General features: G+C 71.9%; 18 protein-coding genes. 9 read left to right on the top strand and 9 right to left on the bottom strand.

The genetic code is table 11. The features are described 5' to 3' along the window. The coding region (locus GXW76_RS21180; RefSeq protein WP_211864095.1) for an ATP-binding protein at positions 1-1,604 on the top strand (1,604 nt) is incomplete at its 5' end. Here GXW76_RS21180 and GXW76_RS21175 read toward each other — a convergent pair. From GXW76_RS21175 to GXW76_RS21165, 3 genes are all read right to left on the bottom strand, one after another. After that, complete coding sequence (locus GXW76_RS21175; protein WP_211864094.1) at positions 1,576-1,977, bottom strand: DUF2237 family protein; 402 nt, start codon at positions 1,975-1,977, stop codon at positions 1,576-1,578. The genes GXW76_RS21180 and GXW76_RS21175 overlap by 29 nt on opposite strands. A 153-nt stretch (positions 1,978-2,130) precedes the next feature. Then, positions 2,131-3,828, bottom strand: a complete 1,698-nt coding sequence (locus GXW76_RS21170; protein WP_408904387.1) for a stimulus-sensing domain-containing protein — start codon at positions 3,826-3,828, stop codon at positions 2,131-2,133. A gap of 23 nt (positions 3,829-3,851) precedes the next feature. After that, a complete protein-coding gene (locus GXW76_RS21165; protein WP_211864093.1) occupies positions 3,852-4,553 on the bottom strand; it encodes a response regulator transcription factor in 702 nt (233 codons plus the stop codon). Positions 4,554-4,660: 107 nt separating this feature from the next. Between GXW76_RS21165 and GXW76_RS21160 the strand changes: the two genes are divergently transcribed. The 7 genes from GXW76_RS21160 (at position 4,661) to GXW76_RS21130 (ending at position 11,751) form a co-directional block, all read left to right on the top strand. Then, positions 4,661-5,395 (top strand): HugZ family pyridoxamine 5'-phosphate oxidase, encoded by a 735-nt coding sequence (locus GXW76_RS21160; protein ID WP_211864092.1) that lies wholly within the window; start codon positions 4,661-4,663, stop codon positions 5,393-5,395. Between the two features lie 96 nt (positions 5,396-5,491). Next, positions 5,492-7,087: a phosphoenolpyruvate carboxykinase gene (locus tag GXW76_RS21155; RefSeq protein WP_211864091.1), complete on the top strand. Its 1,596-nt coding sequence runs from the start codon at positions 5,492-5,494 to the stop codon at positions 7,085-7,087. A gap of 90 nt (positions 7,088-7,177) precedes the next feature. Continuing rightward, positions 7,178-8,149, top strand: a complete 972-nt coding sequence (locus tag GXW76_RS21150) for a Bug family tripartite tricarboxylate transporter substrate binding protein (protein WP_211864090.1) — start codon at positions 7,178-7,180, stop codon at positions 8,147-8,149. Between the two features lie 335 nt (positions 8,150-8,484). Next, positions 8,485-8,673, top strand: coding sequence for a hypothetical protein (locus tag GXW76_RS21145; protein WP_211864089.1), 189 nt, complete (start codon positions 8,485-8,487; stop codon positions 8,671-8,673). A 282-nt stretch (positions 8,674-8,955) separates the two neighbouring features. Next, positions 8,956-10,620: a glucans biosynthesis glucosyltransferase MdoH gene (mdoH, locus tag GXW76_RS21140; RefSeq protein WP_338151009.1), complete on the top strand. Its 1,665-nt coding sequence runs from the start codon at positions 8,956-8,958 to the stop codon at positions 10,618-10,620. Between the two features lie 10 nt (positions 10,621-10,630). Next, positions 10,631-11,206, top strand: coding sequence for a hypothetical protein (locus tag GXW76_RS21135; RefSeq protein WP_211864088.1), 576 nt, complete (start codon positions 10,631-10,633; stop codon positions 11,204-11,206). Continuing rightward, complete coding sequence (locus GXW76_RS21130) at positions 11,203-11,751, top strand: dihydrofolate reductase family protein (protein ID WP_211864087.1); 549 nt, start codon at positions 11,203-11,205, stop codon at positions 11,749-11,751. Before GXW76_RS21135 ends, GXW76_RS21130 begins: the two co-directional genes overlap by 4 nt. A 19-nt stretch (positions 11,752-11,770) precedes the next feature. Here GXW76_RS21130 and GXW76_RS21125 read toward each other — a convergent pair whose 3' ends face one another. Next, on the bottom strand, positions 11,771-13,783 hold the full coding sequence (locus GXW76_RS21125; protein WP_211864086.1) for a TRAP transporter permease: 2,013 nt from the start codon (positions 13,781-13,783) through the stop codon (positions 11,771-11,773). Positions 13,784-13,880: 97 nt separating this feature from the next. Continuing rightward, entirely contained in the window at positions 13,881-14,855 is a 975-nt protein-coding gene (locus tag GXW76_RS21120) for a TAXI family TRAP transporter solute-binding subunit (RefSeq protein WP_211864085.1), read from the bottom strand. Positions 14,856-14,998: 143 nt separating this feature from the next. Here GXW76_RS21120 and GXW76_RS21115 point away from each other — a divergent pair, with 143 nt between their 5' ends. Next, positions 14,999-15,697: a CBS domain-containing protein gene (locus tag GXW76_RS21115; protein ID WP_246514582.1), complete on the top strand. Its 699-nt coding sequence runs from the start codon at positions 14,999-15,001 to the stop codon at positions 15,695-15,697. Between the two features lie 176 nt (positions 15,698-15,873). Here GXW76_RS21115 and GXW76_RS21110 read toward each other — a convergent pair whose 3' ends face one another. From GXW76_RS21110 to GXW76_RS21095, 4 genes are all read right to left on the bottom strand, one after another. Next, positions 15,874-16,458, bottom strand: a complete 585-nt coding sequence (locus GXW76_RS21110; RefSeq protein WP_211864084.1) for a nitrile hydratase subunit alpha — start codon at positions 16,456-16,458, stop codon at positions 15,874-15,876. A gap of 1 nt (position 16,459) precedes the next feature. Further along, the gene (locus tag GXW76_RS26195; RefSeq protein ID WP_211864083.1) at positions 16,460-16,753 is read right to left on the bottom strand and encodes an SH3-like domain-containing protein; all 294 of its coding nucleotides are present in this window, start codon (positions 16,751-16,753) and stop codon (positions 16,460-16,462) included. Continuing rightward, on the bottom strand, positions 16,750-17,043 hold the full coding sequence (locus GXW76_RS26190) for an SH3-like domain-containing protein (protein ID WP_211864082.1): 294 nt from the start codon (positions 17,041-17,043) through the stop codon (positions 16,750-16,752). The genes GXW76_RS26195 and GXW76_RS26190 overlap by 4 nt, the downstream gene beginning before the upstream one ends. A 44-nt stretch (positions 17,044-17,087) precedes the next feature. Then, positions 17,088-17,607 (bottom strand): SH3 domain-containing protein (locus GXW76_RS21095; protein ID WP_211864081.1); only part of this gene is annotated, 520 nt, incomplete at its 5' end.

The raw sequence follows: 17,607 nt of genomic DNA, 5'->3' as shown, positions 1-17,607 counted from the left end.
GGGAGGACGGCGCGGTGCTGCTGCGCCCCGGCACGGCGGGCGGGCCGCCCGCCGCGATCGGGGCGGAGCAGCCGCTCCGGCAGGCCATCGCGCGCGGCGACCGCCGCGCCATGATTGGCGATCCCTTCGCGGACGGCGCACCCCAGGTCCTCGCCTGGGCCCGCGTTGGCGACTATCCCCTCTACCTCGTCCATACCCTCCCGCTCACCGCGATGGAGCGGCGGCGGCTCGACACCAACCTTCTCATCTGCCTGGCGCTGGCCGCGCTGCTCGGCCTGCTTGCGCTGCGCACCTGGGGCGGGCAGCGCAGGGACGACGACGCGCTCGACCGGCTCGAGGCCAATGCGGCCGAACTGCGCGCCGAGATCGCCCGCCGCGAGGCGGCGGAGGAGAGCCTGCGCAACGCGCAGCGCCTGGAAGGCCTCGGGCGGCTCACCGGCGGCGTGGCGCATGACTTCAACAACCTGCTGACTGCCATCCTCGGCACCGCGCGCGCGCTGGAACGGCACCTGGGCGAGCGCGCCGACGAACGGACGAAGCGGCTGATCGCGGCGACCGTCACCGCGGTGGATCGCGGCGCGCGGCTCAATGCCAGCCTGCTCGCCTTCGCGCGCCGGCAACCGCTGACGCTGACCTCGGTGGACGCCAACGCCCTGCTCAGGGACTTCCTGCCGCTGCTGCGCCGCGCGCTCGACGAATCGATCACGGTGGAACTCGCGCTCGACCAGAAGCTGCCGACCTGCAGCGCGGATGCGGCGCAGCTGGAGGCGGCGCTGCTCAACCTCGCGATCAACGCGCGGGACGCCATGCCGCGCGGCGGCAAGCTGCGGATCGTCACGCGCCGCGCCTGGCTTCAGGAACAGGCGCTCGCCGGCAATGCGGATGCCCAGCCCGGCCCCTATGTCGCGATCGAGGTGCGCGACACCGGCCAGGGCATGGTCCCCGAGGTGCGCGAGCGCGCCTTCGAACCCTTCTTCACCACGAAGGACCCGGGCCAGGGCACCGGGCTCGGCCTGTCGCAGGTCTTCGGTTTCGTGCGCCAGATCGGCGGGCATGTCGCGATCCAGTCCGCACCGGGGCGCGGCACGACCGTCTCGCTCTACCTGCCGCTCGGCTCCGCGACCGATGCCGGGGCCGGTGCCGGTGCCGGGGGCAGCACCGCGCCGGCCCGGCACGCGGCGCATTCCGGCGCCGGCCTATCGGTGCTGGTCGTCGAGGACGAGCCCGTGGTGCGCGCCGTGGCGGTGGACATGCTGCAGGACGCCGGCTTCGCCGTGCTCGCCGCGCAGGACGGCCCGACGGCGCTGGCGCTGCTGGAGGAGGGCGCGCAGGTCGATATCCTCTTCTCCGACGTGGTGATGCCGGGCGGGATGACGGGTGTGGACCTGGCGCGGGCGGCGCGGCGCCTGCGCCCGGAGATCGGCGTGCTGCTCGCCTCCGGCTACGCGGCGGAGGTGCTGGCGCAGCATGGCGGCGCCGGGGAGTTCGAACTGATCGACAAGCCCTACGACGTCGAGACGGTGCTGACGCGCATCGCCGCGCAGCGCCCGCAGCCCGCGGCGGCGGCGCAGTGGCTCAGCCTGCGTCCAGCGCGTGCGCAGTGAGGTGCGCGTGCGTCGTCACCCGCAGCGCGCCCTCGTGCGTCGCCTCGAGCAGCACGGGCGGGGCGAAGCCGGCCAGCCGCGCCTCCTCCCACCTGGCGGCGCAGAGGCACCAGCGGTCGCCGGGTTGCAGCCCCGCGAAACCGTATTCCGGCCTCGGCGTCGAGAGGTCGTTGCCCGCCGCGCGACTGAAGTCCAGGAATTCCGCCGTCATCTCGGCGCAGACCACGTGCAGGCCGGCATCCTCCGGCCCGGTGTTGCAGCAGCCGTCGCGGAAGAACCCGGTCAGCGGCGCGACGGAGCAGGGCAACAGCGTGCCGCCAAGCACGTTGCGGGCCCGGGGGCGGCCGTCGCGGCGGTCGAAGAGGTCATCCATGGCCCGATCATGCCCCAGGGCGCGGCGCCGTTCACGCCCCGTCTCGTGCGCGCCGACCCGGCGTTGCATCCGCGGCGGCACGCCAGGGGCTGGTGGCGCGGCCGCGCATGAAGCCAAGGCGCCCGGAAGGGCCTGGCTTCTGCGACCCGGCGATCAGCCGACCGGCAGGCGCACGACGAAGCGCGCGCCGGCGACCTTGCCTTCCGCGTCGCGGCGGTTCTCCGCGGAGATGGTGCCGCGCAGACCCTCGACGATCTGCTTGCTGATCGACAGGCCGAGGCCGGAATGCTGGCCGAAACGCTCGCCGCTCGGGCGTTCGGAGTAGAAGCGTTCGAAGATGCTCTCGAGCTTCTGTTCCGGGATGCCGGGGCCCTCGTCCTCGATGGCGACCTCGATCACCGCGCCGGCGGGGCGCGCCCGGACCCAGACATGGCCGCGCGCGGGGCTGAAGGAGATCGCATTGCCCAGCAGGTTGCGGAAGACCTGCACGATGCGCCCTTCCACGCCGCGCACGACCAGGCCGCCGGGCGGCGCTTCCAGCACGACGATCGCGTCATCCTCCTTGCGCGTGGCGTCGTGCAGGTCTGCGAGCGCGGAGAGGATCGGGGCGATGTCCACCGGCGCGGAGATGGTGCGCGACAGTTCCGCATCCACGCGCGAGGAATCGCTGATGTCGGCGATCAGCCGGTCCATGCGCACCGCATCCTCGGCGATGATGTCGAGCAGGCGGTTGCGGCTCTCGGGCTTCTCGACGCGGCGCAGGGTCTCGAGCGCGCTGCGCACGCTGGTCAGCGGGTTGCGCAATTCATGCGCGACATCCGCCGCGAAGCGTTCATTGGCATCGATGCGGGCCCAGAGGGCGCGGGCGGAATTCTGCAGGTCGCGCGCGAGGGTGCCGATCTCGTCATTGCGGTCGAGGAGGGGCTCGGGCACCGATTCCTCGCGCCCTTCGCCCTCGCGGATGCGCTGCGTCGCGCGCGCGAGGTCGAGCATCGGCGTCGCGATGGTGCGCGCGAGGTAGAAGGACAGCATCACCGTCAGCACCAGCGCCGTGCCGAACAGCAGCAGCACGGAGGCGCGGATCTGGAACAGGCGCTCGTCCACCTCGCGCGCCTCGCGCGTCAGCAGCACGATGCCGACGCTCTGATTGCCGCGCCTGGCGGGCTCGGCGACGCTGACGAGCAGGCGGCCGTCGCCGGTGCGGCGGATATAGGGGCGCACCCCGCCTTCGAGGGCGAGGCGCAATTCCTCCCGCCGGTCGGGGCCGAGGTCGGGCTGCCAGTCGAAGTCGGGCGCCTCCGGGCCGATGTCCACCGACACGCCACCGCTGCCGCCGGTGCTGCGCAGCGGGCCGGGCAGCACCGAGACGAGGCGGTCATAGACGCCGGCGACGGTGGTGGTCAGCGCGCCGCGGGGCTCGGGCGGGGGCAGGGGCTCGGTCACCACCGCGCCGCCGGGGCCTTCGCGCACGCGGCTGTCGGCGACCATCAGGCCGGTATTGTCGAACAGCCGCGCCTGGGTGGCGGGGGAGGGTTCGACCAGGCGGCGCAGCAGCGGGCGCGCGGCTTCCGGCACCAGGATGGCGCGGTCCCCGTCGATGCGCACCGCGGCCTCGGCGATGCCGCCGGCATAGATGCGCGCCTGCGTGCGCAGCGCCTCGACCTCCGCCGCCAGCAGCCCGTTCTGGTACTGGTCGAGGTAGAGCAGGGAGGCCGCGAGCAGCGCCGGCGGCACCGCGTTGACCAGCAGGATGCGGCGCAGCATGGGCGAGAAGCGGCGCATGCGGCGCGGCTCGCCGGCCGCCTCCATGCGCGCCTTCGGCTGGGGCTGACGCGCGGTGCCGTCAGGCATGCGGGACTGCCGCGCGCATTGGCTCAGGCTTCCTTGTAGCGATAGCCGATGCCGTAGAGCGTCTCGATCTGGTCGAACTCGCCGTCCACCTGGCGGAACTTCTTGCGGATGCGCTTCACGTGGCTGTCGATGGTGCGGTCGTCGACGTAGATGTTCTCGCCATAGGCGGCATCGATCAACTGGTCGCGGTTCTTCACCATGCCGGGGCGGATGGCGAGCGCCTTGACGAGCAGGAACTCGGTGACCGTCAGCTGCACCTGCCCGCCCTTCCAGACGCAGGTGTGCTTGGTCTCGTCCAGCACCAGGTCGCCGCGGGCGATCACGCCGCCCGGCGGCGCGCCGGAGCCCTCGGCGCGCGAGGCCTCGTTGCGGCGGAGCAGGGCGCGGATGCGCTCGAGCAGCAGGCGCTGGCTGAAGGGCTTGGTGATGTAGTCGTCGGCGCCGAGGCGCAGGCCCATCAGCTCGTCCACCTCCTCATCCTTCGAGGTGAGGAAGACGACCGGCATGTTGGACCGCTGGCGCAACCGTTGCAGCAGCTCCATCCCGTCCATGCGGGGCATCTTGATGTCGAGCACGGCGAGGTCGGCGGGGCGGGCGAGCAGGCCCTGCAGCGCGCTCTCGCCGTCGGTGAAGGTGCGGACGGTGTAGCCTTCCTGCTCGAGCGTCATCTGCACGCTGGTCAGGATGTTGCGGTCGTCGTCCACGAGGGCGATGGTCTGCGGCATCTGTCTGTTCCGGTGCTCCGGGCGTCGGTCACGGTCGCGGTTGCGCCGCGTCTGGGCTGGGGCCACCTTCCCGCGCGATTGTGGCACGAGGCGGGCCGGAGGCAGAGATGGCGTCGGAGCAGGGGATTCGCGAGGCCCGGGCACTGATTCGCGGCGCGGCGGCCGCGACGCTCGCCACCTCCGCGGCCGGCCAGCCCTTCGCCAGCCTGGTGACGCCGGCGCCGGCGCCGGACCTCTCGCCGCTGCTCTGGCTCTCGACCCTGTCCGAGCATACCCGCCACCTGGCGGCCGAACCGCGCTGCGCCCTGCTCTTCGCAGGCACGGCGGAAGGGCCGAACCCGCAGACCGCTCCGCGCGTGACCGTGACGGGCCTGGCCGAACGGGTGCCGGAGGCGGAAGCAGCACCGCTCAAGGCCCGCTGGCTGGCGCGGCACCCGTACGCCGCGCTCTATGCGGATTTCGCCGATTTCGGCCTGTGGCGGGTGCGGATCGGCGGCGCGCTTCATGTCGGCGGCTTCGCGCGGGCGGAACGGTTGAAGGCGGGGGAGCTGGCCCCCGACCCGGCGGCGGTCGCGGCCCTGCTCGCGGCCGAAGCGGACATCCTCGGCCACGTCAACGCGGAGCACGCGAACGCCGTGGCGGCCATTGCCGAGGGCGTGCTCGCGGCAGGACCGGGCGAATGGAGGCTGGTGGCGGTGGATGTGGATGGCTGCGATCTTTCGGAAGGTAACCGGACGGTTCGCCTTGCCTTCCCCGCGCCGGTGCGCGATGCGGAGGGGGTGCGCGCGGCCCTCATCCGCGCGGCGCGGGAGGGACGGGCGACATTGGCGCGGCCCGGCTGAGGCGCGGCGGAGGATTTCGCCGCAATTCTGCCGTCGCGGTGGCTGAATTGGCGCCCTGAATCGCCCGCAATGTGGCGTCCAGGAGTCCGTTTCCGCATGTCTTCCCCTGAGTCCGCTCTCGCCGGCACCAGCGTCTCCCCCAGCGGCGAGGTCCATTCGAATCTGACCGCCCCTGCGCTGGTGTCGCAGGCGCTGCGCCGCGGCGAGGGCCGCCTGTCCGCCGACGGGGCCTTCATTGCGGTCACGGGCCAGCACACCGGCCGCTCGGTGCAGGACAAGTTCGTGGTGGACGAACCTGAGACGCGCGAGGCCGTCTGGTGGGGCAAGATCAACCAGCCCCTGCCGGCCGAGAAGTTCGCCGCGCTCGCCGGGCGCGTGCGCGCCTATCTCGGCCAGAAGGCGGAACTCTTCACCCAGGACCTGCACGCCGGGGCCGACACCGCGCACCAGATCCGCGTGCGCCTGGTGACCACCAATGCCTGGCATGCGCTGTTCGCGCGCAACATGTTCATCCGCCCCGCGAAGGACGCGCTGGCCGGCTTCGCGCCCGACTGGACCATCCTGCATGCGCCGGAATTCGAGGCCGACCCGGCGACCGACGGCTGCCGCAGCACGACCGTCATCGCGCTCTCGCTCGCCACGCGGACCATCCTGATCGCCGGCACGTCCTATGCCGGTGAGATCAAGAAAAGCATCTTCACCGTGATGAACTGGCTGCTGCCGGCGCGCGGCGTGCTGCCGATGCATTGCAGCGCCAATGTCGGCGCCGAGGGCGACGTGGCGCTGTTCTTCGGCCTGTCGGGAACGGGCAAGACCACGCTCTCCTCCGACCCCGCGCGCGCGCTGATCGGCGACGACGAGCATGGCTGGTCCGATGCCGGGGTCTTCAACTTCGAGGGCGGCTGCTACGCCAAGGTCATCAAGCTCTCGAAGGAGGCCGAGCCGCAGATCTGGGACGCCTCCCACCGCTTCGGCACCGTGCTCGAGAACGTGGTGGCGGACGAGGACGGGCATCTCGACCTCGATGACGGCTCGCTGACCGAGAACACGCGGTCCTGCTACCCGATCCACTACATCCCGAACGTGGTGGAGAAGGGCACGGCCGGCCTGCCGAAGAACGTGGTGATGCTGACGGCGGACGCCTTCGGCGTGCTGCCGCCGATCTCCAAGCTGTCCGCCGCGCAGGCGATGTACCACTTCCTCTCGGGCTACACCGCGCGCGTCGCGGGCACCGAGAAGGGGCTGGGCAAGGAACCGCAGGCGACCTTCTCCACCTGCTTCGGAGCGCCCTTCCTGCCGCGCCATCCGGAGGTCTACGGGCGCATGCTCGCGGACCTGATCGCGAAGCACGGCGCCGATTGCTGGCTGGTCAACACCGGCTGGTCCGGCGGCGCCTACGGCACCGGCGCCCGCATGCCGATCAAGGTGACGCGCGGCCTGCTGCGCGCGGCGCTGGATGGCTCGCTGGCGAAGGTCGAGTTCGTGCAGGACCGGTTCTTCGGCCTGATGATCCCGAAGGCGGTGCCGGGAATCCCGACCGAACTGCTGAACCCGCGCGAGGCCTGGGCGGACAAGGACGCCTACGACCGCACGGCGCGGCACCTCGTCGGCCTGTTCGAGAACAACTTCGCGACCTTCGCCGGCGCTGTCGGCGAGGACGTGAAAGCCGCGGCGATCCGCGCCGCCGCGTGACTTCCGGCGGGGGCATTGCGCCCCCGTCAACCCGGGATGCTAGGCTCCCTGCCGACGCTCGCCACAGATGCGGGCGCGGGAGGGAACCGCATGATCACCCGTCGCCTCGTCCTCGGCGTCGCCGGGGCCACCCTGGCTGCGCCTTCGCTGCGCGCCGAGGGCGCCTGGCCCGACAAGCCGCTGCGCTTCATCATCGGCGGGGCCGCCGGCGGCGTCTCGGACATCTTCCTGCGCATGATGGAGAACCGGCTGCGCGAGAGGCTCGGCCAGCCGCTCATCATCGACCCGCGCCCGGGCGCCGGCGGCATGGTGGGGGCGGAACTGACGGCGCGCGCGGCGCCGGACGGCTACACCTACTACGTCAACCACATCGCCTCGCATGGCATCGGGCCGACGCTCTATCGCCGGCTGACCTTCGATCCACTGAAGGACCTGCCGGGTGTGGCGCGGATCGCGGCGATGCCGAACGTGCTCATCGTCAAGGGCGACGGGCCGGTGAAGAGCGTGCAGGACCTGGTCGCCTTCTGCCGCGCCAACCCGTCGCGGGCGAATTTCTCCTCGGCGGGGTCGGGGACGTCCTCGCATCTCGGGGGCCTGCTCTTCGGCATGCGCATGGGCATCGAGGTGACGCACGTGCCTTATCGCGGCACCGCGCCTTCCATGGCCGCCGTGCTGAACGGGGAGGTGCTGTTCAACATCGACAATGCGCCCGTCTCGCGCCAGCAGGTGCTGGCGGGAATGCTGCGCGCGCTCGGCGTTTCCACCGCGCGACGGGTCAGCACCATGCCGGAACTGGCACCGCTGCAGGACCAGGGCGTGCCGGATTTCGACGTGGCGTCCTGGTACGGCATCGCCGCGCCCTCCGGCGTGCCGGCGGCGATCCGGGACAGGCTCGGCGCCGAGGTGGTGGCGGCACTGGAAGACCCCGCGATCGCGCAGCGCATCCGCGACTACGGGGCCGAGCCCTGGCCGCTGGGGCCCGCCGCCTATGATGACTTCATGCGGGCGGAAGTCGCGAAATGGGCGCCCGTTGTGCGCGCATCCGGGGCGCAGATCGATTGAGCGGGGCGGGGGCGGGCGACCCCTCCATCCGCCTGCCCGACGCGCGGGGCCATGCGCCCCGGCCCGGATGACGCCTGGCCTCTGGCGTGCCGCTGCATGCGGGGTTGGCTTGCTCGTCGGATGTTCGGGCGGGGAGGCGGCGCGTAGGGCGACGAGCGCAGCGCCACCTGCCGCGAACGGTCGCCGTGCCGCAAAATTTCATGCAAATTCATAGACGTTTGACGTTGAATTCACGAGTCAATGACGGCCGGTTGTTCTGATTTTCGCGTTACCGTGAATTATCGAGGCGGGTGCGTTACAAACGCCGTCTCGAGACATGAGACAGGGGGCTGATCATGACTCATATTGCCGACCGCGTCGTGGCTGATGATACGCTCACCTCGGCGCAGGCGCCGCCTGATCGGATCGCGCTCGCCCGCGTGGCCGTGGAGGAAATTCTCGCCGCCGCCCACGAGGCCGGGGACTGGCATGCGGTTCGCACCCTGCACGCGGTCTGCGCGCTGCTCTCGGCGGCCAGGCACTGACCGGGCCCGGATCGCATCCGGCCGCCGGGGGCGGCCGGCTGGCGGTCCCGTCAGGCCGGTCCCGCACCGCATGCGGGCGATGACCGCGGGGAATCCCTGGCGGGGCCGCGCGGGCCGCGAATGATCCGGGCGCCATGGCCAGGCCATCGCGGACGCCACCGGATCGATCGCCGCGGCCGGCGGCGGGTTTCGCGCCATGGCGACGGCGCGGCCGGGATGCCCGGCTCCCGTCCGGCGCGGCGCCCGTCGCCATGATGCGCCCGGCACGGCATAGACGGTGGCGTGAGCGAGTCGATCATCCTGCGGCGTGCGGCCTTCCTCTGCCTGGTGCTTGCCATCACGGCAGGGCTTGTGGCTCTCGCCGTCGCCGTGCTGGCGCCGGGCGGCTGGACCGGCTGGGAAGTGCTGATCCTGGCCTGCTTCCTCGGCACCATTCCCTGGAGCGCGCTTTCGGCCGCGAATGCGCTGGTCGGGCTGGCGATCCTGCTCGGCGCGAAGGACCCGCCGGCGGCGGTGCTGCCGGCGCTGCGGGCTGCGAGGCCGGGCCCGCCGCGCGGCCGCACCGCCATCGCCATCTGCGTCCGCAACGAGGACATGGCCGCCGTCCTGCCGCCCCTCGGCCGGCTGATGGACGGGCTGCCGGCGGACCGCTTCGCGCTATGGGTGCTGTCCGACACGCCCGCCGGCCCGGTCGCGGAGGCCGAGGAAGCCGCCTTCCGCGCCTTCGCCCGTGATCGCCCCTGCGCCCATTACCGCCGCCGCGCGGTGAACGAGGGCTTCAAGGCCGGCAATGTGATGGACTTCCTCGACCATCACGCCGCGGGCCTCGACTACTTCCTCTGCCTCGACGCCGATTCCGAGATGACGCCGCAGGCCGTGCTGCGCCTGGTGGCGTGCCTCGAGGCCGATGAGCGGCTCGCGATCGTGCAGCAACTGATCCATGGCCGCCCGGCGACCGCGGCCTTCCCGCGCCTGTTCCAGTTCGGCATGCGCCAGGGCATGCGCGCCTGGGCCATGGGCCAGGCCTGGTGGCAGGGCGACGAGGGCCCCTATTGGGGCCACAACGCCATCATCCGCATCGCCCCCTTCCGCGAATTGTGCCGGCTCGGGCCGCTGCCCGACGGGTCCCGCATCCTCTCCCACGACCAGGTGGAGGCGACCCGCCTGCACGCCGCCGGATGGAAGGTCCGCGTGCTGCCGGACGACACCGGCAGCGCCGAGGGCAACCCGCCCACCTTCGGCGACTTCGTCACCCGCGACCTGCGCTGGGCGGGCGGCAACATGCAATACCTCGCGCTGCTGCGCCTGCCGGGGCTGACGCCGATGGCGCGCTGGCAACTGGTGCAGGCGATCCTGCTGTTCCTCGGTGCGCCGCTGTGGTGCGCGATCCTGGTGCTGGCCGCGGCCAATGCGCTGGCCGGCGGCGGCGGCGGCGCGGCGACGCCGACCGGCGCACTGGTCGCGCTGCTCGCGGCCACATGGGCCTGTCACTACGCGCCGAAACTCGCGGGCTACGCGGAAGTGCTGCTGAAGCCGGCGCTCGCCGCGCGCCATGGCGGACGCGCGGCCTTCGCGCGCGGCGCGGCGGCGGAGATCGCCTTCACCACGCTGATGGAACCCGCGCGGCTGATGGCGCAGACGCTGTTCCTGCTGGCGCTTCCCTTCGGCCTGAAGGTGGGCTGGGCGCCGCAGAACCGCGCCGACCGCGGCGTCACCTGGGCCGATGCCGCGCGGCAGTTCTGGCCGCCGACGCTGGCCGGCATCGTGCTGACGGTGGCCTTCGCCGTTGCCTCGCCGCTGGCGCTGCTGCTGGCGCTGCCGGTGCTGGCCTCGCTGCTGCTCGCGGTTCCCTTTGCCGTCGTCACCGCCGATCCCGCCTTCTCGGCATGGCTGCGCCGGGCGGGGATCTGCGCCTTGCCGGAGGAAATCGGCACGCCGATCCGCTAGGATGCGACCCATGCCTTCGCCCCGCGACCTGCTGCGCCCGCCGCTGCTGCTCCTTGCCTTCCTCTGGGTGGTGCTGGAGGAGACGATCTGGCGCTGGGCCAAGGCGATCGGCGGGCTGGTCGCGCGCATCCCGGTCTTCGCCGCGCTCGAACGGATGATCGTGCGGCTCGATGCGCGCATCGTGCTGCTCTTCTTCGCCGTGCCGATTGCCGCGCTGTTCCCCGTGAAACTCGGCGCGCTGTGGCTGATCGGCAGCGGGCGGCCGCTGGCGGGGATCGCGCTGCTGCTGGCCGCGAAGAGCATCGGCACCGCCTTCTCCGCCCGGCTCTACGTGGTGGCGGAACCGAAGCTGATGGAGATCCGCGCCTTCGCCTGGGTGCACGGCCATGTGCTGGCGCTGCTCGCGCGCGCCCATGCCTTCCTCGATTCCTCCCCCGCCTGGCAGGCGGCGCGGCGCATGACGCGGCGGGCCAAGGCGGTAGCCAGGGGTGCGGCGTCGCGCGTGCGGGCCATGCTGGCCGGTGGCGGGCCATCGCTGCTCGACCGCGTCCGCACCGTGCGCGCGCACTGGAAGCGCCAGGCGTGACGGCACGGGTCCGGCTCTATGCCGCCATCTCGCTCGATGGCTGCCTCGCCGACGCGGTGGGGGAGGTCGGCTGGCTCGCGCCCTACGAGGCCGAGGACTACGGCATGCCCGGCTTCCTCGCGCAGATCGGCACGGTGCTGACGGGCCGCACCACCTACGACCAGGCGCGCGGCTTCGGGGACTGGCCCTATGCCGGCAAGCGCATGGTGGTGCTGACGACGCGGCCGCTCGACCCCGATCCCCCGGCGGGGGTGGAGGCGACGGCGGGGGATCTCGGCGCCATCGTGGCGCGGCTGCGGGCGGAGACTGCCGGCGACATCTGGCTGCTCGGCGGCGCGGCGGTGGCGCAGGCCTGCCTCGCGCGCGGGCTGGTGGACAGTCTCGAACTCTTTGTCATTCCGCTGACGCTCGGCGCGGGGCTGCGGCTGTTCGCGCCGGCCGGGCCGCTGCGCGGCTGGCGGCTGGCGGAGACACGGTCCTGGCCGAACGGCGTCGTGCTGCTGCGCTACGACCCGGCCCGGGACGGCGGCCAGCCTTCCGGCTGAACCGCCGCGTCGCCCACGCTCATGGCGCGGCCACCTTGCCGGGCCGCTGGAGCAGCAGCAGCACGATGGCCAGCCCGACGCCGAGGATGTGCGGATAGGGCACGGAATCCGCCGCCACATGCTCGACCAGCGCGGGGAAGATCATCAGCAGACCCGCGATCGCGAAGCCGATCCTCTCCCACCCCGCCAGCATGCGCCGCGCATAGCCCTGCGCGGCGGCGGCCAGCAGCGCGAGCCCGCCCGCCGCCAATACGAACTGCCACACCAGGTCGATCCAGGTCATGCCCTCGCGGAAGTTGAGCAGCAGCCCGACGCCCTCGGGGTCGGTGACGAAGACGAAGGGCAGCAGGAAGGCCGGCAGGGTGTATTTCCACGCCTGCAGCGTCGTCCGGTAGGGCCCGGCGCCGGTGATCGCGGCGGCGGCGAAGGGGGACAGCGCCGTCGGCGGCGACACCTCGCTCAGCACCGCGTAGTAGAAGACGAACATGTGCGCGGCATAGTCCGGCACGCCGAGCTTCGTCAGCGCCGGCGCCGCGACCACCGCGCAGATGATGTAGGAGGCCGTGACCGGCACCGCGAGCCCGACGATCCAGACGATCAGCGCCGTGTAGAGCGCGGTGACGACGATGCTGCCGCCCGCCGCCTGGATGGCGATGTCGCTGAACTTCAGCCCGAGCCCGGTCAGCGTGATGACGCCGACGATGATGCCCGCGCTCGCGCAGGTGGCGGCGATGCCCACGGCCTGGATCGCGCCGCTCGCCAGTGCCTCGATCAGCCGCTTCGGCCACAGCGCCTGCTCCGGCCGGATGAAGGAGAGCAGGATCGCCACGCCCATGGCGTAGAGCACCGACAGCGTCGCCGAGTAGCCCCACACCATGAAGACGATGATCGCGACCAGCGAGGTGAAGTGGAAGCCGTAGCGGCGCAGCAGGACGGGGATGGGTTCGACCTGCATCCTCTCCTCGGCGCCCACGTCGCCGCGCTCGGCGCGGATGCGCTTCTGGTCGAGTTCCACCATGAAGAGCAGCGAGGCGTAGTAGAGGACGGTCGGGATTGCCGCCATCTTCAGCACGTCGAGGTAGCCGATCTTGAGGTATTCCGCGATCAGGAAGGCCGCGGCGCCGAGCACTGGCGGGGAGATGATGGCGCCGAGCCCACCGGCCGCGAGCAAACCGCCCGCATCGTCCGCGCGATAGCCCACGCGCTTCATCATCGGCCAGGCGACCGTGCCGAGGGTGACGGTGGTGGCCACGCCCGAGCCCGAGGGGCCGCCGAGCAGGAAGGAGGACAGCACGACCGTGCGCCCCGCGCTCGCCGCCTTGCCCCCGGTCGCGGCGAAGGAGAAGTCGACGAAGAACTTCCCGGCGCCGCTTGCCTGCAGGATCGCGCCGTAGATGGTGAACAGGATGATCAGCGTGGCCGAGACATCGACCGCCGTGCCGAAGATGCCGTCGAGACCGATCGAGATGTGCGGCACCATGCGCTCGGAATCATAGCCCTGGTGCTGCCAGGGCGCGGGCAGGTGGTTGCCGAAGAAGCCGTAGAGCAGGAACAGGATCGCGACCGCGGGCATCACCGGCCCGGTGGCGCGGCGCGTCGCCTCGAGCACCAGGGCGATGAGCATCCAGCCCACCGCGATGTCCATCGGCTCGGGGAAGATGGCGCGGTCCTGCAGGTCGTCCCCGCCCGCGATCAGGTAGTAGATGACGTAGACCGATGCCGCCGCCAGCACGACATCCCACGGCATCAGCCGGTTGCGGTGCCGCCGCAGCATCGGGAAGAGCACGAAGCCAAGCACCAGCGCGAAGCCGACATGCACGAAGCGCAGCGTCGTCGTCGGCACGATGTCCCACGCCGCCCACAAGTGGAACAGCGACATCGCCAGCGCGAGCATCGTGGCCCCATAGCCGAGCCAGCCGGAGAAGCGGTTCTGTGCGCCCTCCTCCTCCTCGATCAGCGCCTCGACCTTCGCGGCAATGGTTTCGTCGAGGGCGCCGGCGGCCGCCTCGGGCGGGAGGTGATGTGTCGTCACGCGCGGCTCTCCGCGAAGGCATCATGAAAGCGCAGCGGGAGCGGCCCTGCCGGGACGCCCCCGCGCGACACGCGGCGAGGCCGTGGCCCCGCCAGGGTCACAGGGTCGCGCCCTGACCCTTCCAGAAGGCCTCGGCCGCCGGGTGCCAGGGGATGCCGGCGGCGGCGCTCTTCTGGCCCTCCAGCTTGAAGTCCCGCGCGGCGGAATGCACGCGCGCCCAGTCCTCGCGGTGGCCCCACATCACCTCGTTGATGCGGGTGACGAGCGGGGCGGGCATGTCCTCGCGCACCGCAACGACGTTGGCGACCGACATCTGCCGGTTCGGGGTGGTCTGCCCGGGATAGGTGCCGGCGGGGATCACCTCGGGGAAATAGACGGGGCCGTATTTCTCGGTGATGCGCGGCACGAACTCGTCGTGGTCGATCATCACGAGCTGCACGCCCGGCGTCGCGCCGAGGTCGGTGATCGCGCTGGTCGGCACGCCGGAGACGAAGAAATAGGCGTCGAGCTTGCCGTCCTTGATCGCGTTGGTGCTCTCGGCCGGGGAGAGGCGTTCGCGCGCGCGGAAGTCCTTGTCGCGGTCGAGGCCCGCACCCTCGATCAGGCGGAAGGCCATCACCTCGGTCGCCGAGCCGGGCGCGCCGGTCGAGATGCGCTTGCCCTTGAGGTCGGCCATGCTGCGGATGCCGGTGGAAGCCACCGTCACCACCTGCATGCGGTTGGTGTAGAGCACCGCGATGGCGCGCACGGGCACGGGGCGGCCGCGGAAGCGGTCATTGCCGCGCACCGCGTCCACCGCCGCATCGACCTGCGTGATCACCATGCCGACGCGGTTCGCGCCGAGCAGCTGGAGGTTCGCGACCGAACCGCCGGTCACTTCCACCGTCGCGCTCATGCCGGGAATGTCGCGGGACAGGTAGTTCGCGAGCGCGCCGCCGAGCGGATAGTACACGCCGCCGGTGGTGCCGGTTGCGATGGCGAGCTGCTGCGCGGCCTGCGCGCGCGCCAGCCCCGGCAGCGCGAGCGTGCCGGCGCCGGCTGCGATGATGCCGCGACGAGTGATCCCGGGCATAAACGATCCTCCATGGTTCTTTTTATCCGGGTTTACTGATAGCGACCTTCGGCTAGCGTTTGAAGCCCGCGCCGTTGATCTGGCGCAAGGCAGGCCCGCGGAAGCGGCGGCAGTCTGCCTTTGATGAACCTCGGAGGAACACCATGACCGGCCCCCTCGCCCGCGACCTGATGACCCCTGATGTCGTGACCGTGCCGCCCGAGACGCCGGTGATGGCGATGGCCCGCCTGCTCACCGACCGCGGCATCTCCGCCGTGCCGGTGGTGGATGCCGAGGGCAAGTTGTGCGGCATCGTCACCGAGGCCGACCTGGTCCGCCGCCTGGCGGGCGAGGAGGACAAGCCGACCTCCTGGTTCGGTGCGCTTTTCGCCGACCCGGCCAGCCAGGCCGAGCGCTACGCGCGCACCCACGGCGTGACGGCGAAGGACCTGATGACCGAGAAGGTCGTCAGCGTCGCGCCCGACACCAGCGCCGCGCACATCGCGCAGATGATGGAGAAGCAGAACATCCGCCGCGTCATCGTGGTGGAGAACGAGAAGCTCAAGGGCATCGTCAGCCGCGCCGACCTGCTGCGCGCCCTCGTCGTGCCCGTGCACGAGGAGGCCGAGCTCTCCGACGAGCGCGTGCGCCGCGCGGTGATGGCGGCGATGAAGCAGGAACCCTGGACCGACACCTTCTACACCATGGTCGAGGTCAAGGACGGCGTCGTGACCTTCCACGGCTTCCGCCGCAGCGACGCGGTGCAGAAGGCGCTGCGCGTGCTGGCCGAGAACGTGCCGGGCGTGAAGGACGTGAAGGACGACACCCAGCCGATGCCGGTCTTCATCTACGGCGCGGCGTAGGTTTCGCCCTCAGGCGCCGGGCGCGCGCATCCGCGCGCCTGGCTTGCGCGCCATGGGCTGGCGCGCAGGCGGCCGCGGGTGGTCTGGGCGCGGTCGCGCTTTGCGCTCCCGGCCCGCGCATAAGCGCGGGCCGCATGTCGTTCCGGCCTGTATCTGGCGGCGTTCCGTGTGTGGGGTCAGCCCACCTTCGGCACGGCCACGCCCAGCAGCGCGTCCCGCGTGACGATCGCGGCGAGCCGCGCCGCGTCCCAGCCCTCGGTCCCCACCGGGCGCATCGGCAGCACCATCCAGCGGTAGTCCGCCGTGCTGTCCACCACGCGGACCTCGACGCTGTCCGGCAGGCTCAGGCCCCATTCCGCCAGCACGGCGCGCGGCTCGCGCACGGCGCGGGAACGGTAGGCGAAGGACTTGTACCAACTGGGCGGATAGCCGAGCACTGCGCGCGGGTAGCAGGAGCACAGCGTGCAGACGACGAGGTGATGCCGCGTGCGCGTGTTCTCCAGCACGCCGAGCGGCGGCGCGCCGGCCATCGACACGCCCATCGCCTCGGCCGCCGCCGTTCCGTCGGAGAGCAGCAGCGCGCGATAGGCGGGGTCGGTCCAGGCGCGGGCCACCATGCGCGCGCCGGTCTCGGGGCTCGCCTTGTCGGTGTTGGCCTGGCGCTCGGCGATCTCGGCGTCGCTGACGATGCCCTTGGCCTTGAGCGCTTCCATCAGGCGGTCGAGCAGCGCGAGGCTCTCGGGGCGCGGGGGTGCGGCCATGTCAGGCTTCCTCCAGCCAGTGTTCGAAGACCTCGACCATCACCGTGTCGCCGGGCTTGCCCTCGTCCCAGATGGGCTCCTGCTCGAACAGCACGTGGTAGAGGTTCCGCTTCGGCGCCGGGCGCGCGAAGGCGAGATCCTCGGGATTCGCGAAGACGCCGAGCGGGCGCACGATGGTGCCCCTGCGGCCGCGGATGTAGTGCGGCGTGCGGATGTGGCAGGGACCGCGACGCTCGGGCCAGTCGTCCTTGACGCGCACCGTGGCGCCGGGCGCGAAGCGAGGTGCGTCGCTCATTCCAGCACGTCCTTCGCGACCAGGCCCTTCTCGACCATCAGCCCGGCGATCGAGCGCAGCCAGCGTTCATAGTAGCCGAGGGCGAAATACTCGCCCTCCGGGATGCTCTCGATGCCGCGGCGGAGTTCGTCCACCGTCATCAGCTTCTTCTGCGCGAGCACCTGGCGCAGCGCGTCCACCTTCTTGCCGAAGGCGTCGGGCGGGGCCTCGTCATGCTCCACCGGCGTGCAGTGGAAGCGGGGGAGGCCCCCGATGTCGTGCGTGGCGGGGGTGTGCTGGTCGTCTGGCATGGACCGCAGGCTAGGCCCTGCGGCGGTGGTGCGGCAAGGCGCCGTTACTTCACCTCTTCATCCGGCAGGACGCCCCAGACCTCGGAGCGCAGGATGTAGCCGCGGTGCTCGCCGGCCTGTGCCTCGCACCAGGGGTTGCGCGCCTCGCACAGGCGCAGGCGGACGACCACGCCGGGGCGCAGCCGGGCGACGGCGGCGGCGCCGTCCTCGGGCCGGCGGCGCAGCACCGTCTCGCTGTTCGGCGCGCCGCGCACGATGGCGCTGCGGCGGCCCATCAGCGTGGACTGGTGGACCCAGCCCTCGGTGCCCTCGGGGTCGCGGATGCGGCGCCACAGCTCGAATTCGCGGGTGATCTCCACCGGCAATTCGCGCCGCTGGTAGGTCCATTCGATCGGGAAGCGGGTGCCCGGGCCGGTGCGCAGGTTCACCTCGTCCGAGCGCAGGGCGGCGAAGCGCGGCAGCGGCAGGCTGGTGACGGAGCCGACGCTGGGTTGCGGCTCGGCGGGCGTGGCGGGCTGGGGGGCGGGCTCGGCCGGGCGGGCGGCACCGGCCGCGGCTCCGGCT

The sequence above is a fragment of the Neoroseomonas soli genome (assembly GCF_018129065.1).
Classification (GTDB): domain Bacteria; phylum Pseudomonadota; class Alphaproteobacteria; order Acetobacterales; family Acetobacteraceae; genus Neoroseomonas; species Neoroseomonas soli.
This window is presented reverse-complemented; position numbering and strand designations above follow the sequence as displayed.

Bases quoted from the DNA above. Each gene is read 5' to 3' on its own strand.
- GXW76_RS21170 (WP_408904387.1), bottom strand. From the start codon at position 3,828: ATGCCTGACGGCACCGCGCGTCAGCCCCAGCCGAAGGCGCGCATGGAG.
- GXW76_RS21175 (WP_211864094.1), bottom strand. From the start codon at position 1,977: ATGGATGACCTCTTCGACCGCCGCGACGGCCGCCCCCGGGCCCGCAAC.
- GXW76_RS21115 (WP_246514582.1), top strand. From the start codon at position 14,999: ATGACCGGCCCCCTCGCCCGCGACCTGATGACCCCTGATGTCGTGACC.
- GXW76_RS26195 (WP_211864083.1), bottom strand. From the start codon at position 16,753: ATGAGCGACGCACCTCGCTTCGCGCCCGGCGCCACGGTGCGCGTCAAG.
- GXW76_RS21110 (WP_211864084.1), bottom strand. From the start codon at position 16,458: ATGGCCGCACCCCCGCGCCCCGAGAGCCTCGCGCTGCTCGACCGCCTG.
- GXW76_RS21135 (WP_211864088.1), top strand. From the start codon at position 10,631: ATGCCTTCGCCCCGCGACCTGCTGCGCCCGCCGCTGCTGCTCCTTGCC.
- GXW76_RS21120 (WP_211864085.1), bottom strand. From the start codon at position 14,855: ATGCCCGGGATCACTCGTCGCGGCATCATCGCAGCCGGCGCCGGCACG.
- GXW76_RS21150 (WP_211864090.1), top strand. From the start codon at position 7,178: ATGATCACCCGTCGCCTCGTCCTCGGCGTCGCCGGGGCCACCCTGGCT.
- GXW76_RS21165 (WP_211864093.1), bottom strand. From the start codon at position 4,553: ATGCCGCAGACCATCGCCCTCGTGGACGACGACCGCAACATCCTGACC.
- GXW76_RS26190 (WP_211864082.1), bottom strand. From the start codon at position 17,043: ATGCCAGACGACCAGCACACCCCCGCCACGCACGACATCGGGGGCCTC.
- GXW76_RS21160 (WP_211864092.1), top strand. From the start codon at position 4,661: ATGGCGTCGGAGCAGGGGATTCGCGAGGCCCGGGCACTGATTCGCGGC.
- GXW76_RS21145 (WP_211864089.1), top strand. From the start codon at position 8,485: ATGACTCATATTGCCGACCGCGTCGTGGCTGATGATACGCTCACCTCG.
- GXW76_RS21155 (WP_211864091.1), top strand. From the start codon at position 5,492: ATGTCTTCCCCTGAGTCCGCTCTCGCCGGCACCAGCGTCTCCCCCAGC.